The sequence below is a fragment of the Psychrosphaera sp. B3R10 genome, from assembly GCF_018861025.1.
GTDB lineage: Bacteria > Pseudomonadota > Gammaproteobacteria > Enterobacterales > Alteromonadaceae > Psychrosphaera > Psychrosphaera algicola.
In genome coordinates this window covers 1-3,242 of sequence record NZ_JAHKQH010000017.1, presented here as the reverse complement: position 1 = coordinate 3,242, position 3,242 = coordinate 1, and the positions used below count along the sequence as shown (strand labels likewise).

The 3,242-nt window shown below is 48.3% G+C and carries 2 rRNA genes; both read left to right on the top strand.

From position 1 onward, the window contains the following. Positions 1-128 precede the first annotated feature (128 nt). Positions 129-3,006: ribosomal RNA gene (locus tag KO525_RS05265) — 23S ribosomal RNA — on the top strand. 161 nt (positions 3,007-3,167) lie between these two features. Beyond that, a 5S ribosomal RNA gene (gene rrf / locus KO525_RS05260) occupies positions 3,168-3,242 on the top strand; the annotation flags it as partial.

Sequence of the window (3,242 nt, the reverse complement as noted above, 5' to 3'; positions counted from 1 at the left end):
TTAAAAAATAATTTTGATTATCACTGTAAGAAGAAAACTCAAGCGTTATTTATGTCGATTGTACTTTTAGCGAGTGCAATCAAAATGGCATAACCTACGCCTAAGTATGAGAGTATTTAAGGTTGTATGGTTAAGTGAATAAGCGTATACGGTGGATGCCTTGGCAATTGGAGGCGATGAAAGACGTGTTAATCTGCGATAAGTCTGGTTAAGGTGATAAAAACCGTTATAGACCAGAATTTCTGAATGGGGAAACCCACCCTTTTAGGGTATCGCATAGTGAATACATAGCTATGCGAGGCAAACCTGGAGAACTGAAACATCTAAGTACCCAGAGGAAAAGAAATCAACCGAGATTTCCTGAGTAGCGGCGAGCGAAAGGGAAACAGCCGAATCAGTATAGTTTAGTGGAAGCATCTGGAAAGTTGCACAGTAAAGGGTGATAGTCCCGTACACGACAAGCTATATTGGACATATTAAGTAGGTCGGGGCACGAGAAACCTTGACTGAAGATAGGGGGACCATCCTCTAAGGCTAAATACTCCCAATTGACCGATAGTGAACCAGTACCGTGAGGGAAAGGCGAAAAGAACCCCTGTGAGGGGAGTGAAATAGAACCTGAAACCGTATACGTACAAGCAGTAGGAGCAGACTTGTTCTGTGACTGCGTACCTTTTGTATAATGGGTCAACGACTTATATTTTGTAGCAAGGTTAACCGAATAGGGGAGCCGTAGTGAAAGCGAGGGTTAACTGCCCGTCTAGTTGCAAGGTATAGACCCGAAACCCGGTGATCTAGCCATGAGCAGGTTGAAGGTTGAGTAACATCAACTGGAGGACCGAACCCACTAACGTTGAAAAGTTAGGGGATGACTTGTGGCTAGGAGTGAAAGGCTAATCAAACCGGGAGATAGCTGGTTCTCCCCGAAATCTATTTAGGTAGAGCCTCGGACGAATACTTACGGGGGTAGAGCACTGTTTGGGCTAGGGGGCCATCCCGGCTTACCAACCCCATGCAAACTCCGAATACCGTAAAGTACTATCCGGGAGACACACGGCGGGTGCTAACGTTCGTCGTGGAGAGGGAAACAACCCAGACCGCCAGCTAAGGTCCCAAAGTTATTGCTAAGTGGGAAACGATGTGGGAAGGCTTAGACAGCTAGGAGGTTGGCTTAGAAGCAGCCACCCTTTAAAGAAAGCGTAATAGCTCACTAGTCGAGTCGGCCTGCGCGGAAGATGTAACGGGGCTAAGCAATACACCGAAGCTGCGGTAGCGTAATTTATTACGCTAGGTAGGGGAGCGTTCTGTAAGTGGCTGAAGGTGACTCGAGAGGGTTGCTGGACATATCAGAAGTGCGAATGTTGACATGAGTAACGATAATGGGAGTGAAAAACTCCCACGCCGAAAGACCAAGGGTTCCTATCCCATGCTAATCAGGGTAGGGTAAGTCGGCCCCTAAGGCGAGGCAGAAATGCGTAGTCGATGGGAAACAGATTAATATTTCTGTACTTTTAATCATTGCGATGGGGGGACGGAGAAGGCTAGGTGAGCACGGCGTTGGTTGTCCGTGTGAAAGTATGTAGGTTGGCTGCTTAGGTAAATCCGGGCGGCTAGAACTGAGATACGAGACGATACTCTACGGAGTAGAAGTCATTGATGCCATACTTCCAGGAAAAGCCTCTAAGCTTCAGATGATTGAAAACCGTACCCTAAACCGACACAGGTGGTCAGGTAGAGAATACTAAGGCGCTTGAGAGAACTCGGGTGAAGGAACTAGGCAAAATGGTACCGTAACTTCGGGAGAAGGTACGCCGGTTTTGGTGATAGGACATGCTCCTTAAGCTGAAGCCGGTCGCAGTGACCTGGTGGCTGCAACTGTTTATTAAAAACACAGCACTCTGCTAAATCGAAAGATGACGTATAGGGTGTGACACCTGCCCGGTGCCGGAAGGTTAATTGATTGGGTTATCGCAAGAGAAGCTCATGATCGAAGCCCCGGTAAACGGCGGCCGTAACTATAACGGTCCTAAGGTAGCGAAATTCCTTGTCGGGTAAGTTCCGACCTGCACGAATGGTGTAATGATGGCCACGCTGTCTCCACCCGAGACTCAGTGAAATTGAAATCGCAGTGAAGATGCTGTGTACCCGCGGCTAGACGGAAAGACCCCGTGAACCTTTACTACAGCTTGACACTGAACATTGAGCCTACATGTGTAGGATAGGTGGGAGGCTATGAAACTTGGACGCCAGTTCAGGTGGAGCCAACCTTGAAATACCACCCTTGTATGTTTGATGTTCTAACGTTGGTCCCTTATCGGGATTGCGGACAGTGTCTGGTGGGTAGTTTGACTGGGGCGGTCTCCTCCCAAAGAGTAACGGAGGAGCACGAAGGTTTGCTAAGTACGGTCGGACATCGTACGGTTAGTGTAATGGTAGAAGCAAGCTTAACTGCGAGACAGACACGTCGAGCAGGTACGAAAGTAGGTCATAGTGATCCGGTGGCTCTGTATGGAAGGGCCATCGCTCAACGGATAAAAGGTACTCCGGGGATAACAGGCTGATACCGCCCAAGAGTTCATATCGACGGCGGTGTTTGGCACCTCGATGTCGGCTCATCACATCCTGGGGCTGAAGTCGGTCCCAAGGGTATGGCTGTTCGCCATTTAAAGTGGTACGCGAGCTGGGTTTAGAACGTCGTGAGACAGTTCGGTCCCTATCTGCCGTGGGCGTTGGATGATTGAGAGGAGCTGCTCCTAGTACGAGAGGACCGGAGTGGACGAACCGCTGGTGTTCGGGTTGTCATGCCAATGGCATTGCCCGGTAGCTACGTTCGGAATCGATAACCGCTGAAAGCATCTAAGCGGGAAGCGAGCCTCGAGATGAGTCATCCCTGACAGTTTAACTGTCCTAAAGGGTCGTTGAAGACTACAACGTTGATAGGTAAGGTGTGGAAGTGCTGTGAGGCATTAAGCTAACTTATACTAATTGCCCGTGAGGCTTAACCATACAACGCTTAAGTGTTCTTAAGACATTGATGGTCAAAATTATTGAATGTGTGAATACAAATCTTATTTATAACGTATTGCCTTAGGCGGTACGAGCTTTCTGAATGTTAAATCAATTATGTAAACGGTGTTCGTAGAACATTGATTACAATTCAGCTTTTGCCTGGTGGCAATAGCGCTGTGGAACCACCTGACTCCATTTCGAACTCAGAAGTGAAACGCAGCTGCGGCGATGGT